Source organism: Centipeda noxia ATCC 43541 (genome assembly GCF_000160555.1).
GTDB classification, from domain to species: domain Bacteria; phylum Bacillota; class Negativicutes; order Selenomonadales; family Selenomonadaceae; genus Centipeda; species Centipeda noxia.
Window position 1 is genome coordinate 1 of record NZ_GG749293.1, and the last position, 664, is coordinate 664.

Sequence of the window (664 nt, forward strand, 5' to 3'; positions counted from 1 at the left end):
AGAAGCTCCAGCGCATACCGGCATCCATGCGCCATGCGGTTTTGATGTCGCCGCCGAAGGTCTTCTCGAAGTTGCCGTACAGGTTCGTGCGGTCGTTGAGTTTCACCGTGCCGCCGAGCTGCACGCCGACCCACGTATCGCTGCCGTTCTGCATCGTGCTCTTCGGTGTAAAGCCGTCCGAGTAGTCCGTATGCAGGTCGCCTGCGAACTCGTGGTAGAGCGAGACTCTCGCATAGTACGTGCTGCGCTCGGTCTCCTTGCCAAAGCCAAGGCCGAGACGCCCGATGAAGCTGTCAAACGGCTTCTGGTGCACATACATGTTCATGCCGATGTAGTCTGTGCTGCCGGTATAGCTTACACCGTTCAGATGGCTGTAAATCAGCTCAACCTGCGGCTCAATGAAGGTTCCTCCCTTCATCGCGATGCGCTTGCCGTACTCTGCCGAGAGCGAACCGCCCCATGTGCTGTAATCACCCTTCACATAGTGGCCGAAGTCGTTGTAGACGGTGTACTCGTTGTTCAGGCGGCCGACCTTTGCAATGAGATCGACATACTGTCCGGATTTGCCCGTCCATGTGCCGTAGATGCCGAGGTTGCCCTCTTTGTTCTTGCCGCTGCCGGCTGCGTAGGTGGAGGAGCCCTTCATGTAGCTTCCTGCAATACC

1 protein-coding gene is annotated in these 664 nt (G+C 57.5%); it reads right to left on the minus strand.

Annotation, left to right across the window (positions count from 1 at the left end; genetic code table 11):
- On the minus strand, positions 1-664 hold a 664-nt coding region (locus HMPREF7545_RS09895; protein ID WP_006695602.1), incomplete at both ends, for an autotransporter domain-containing protein.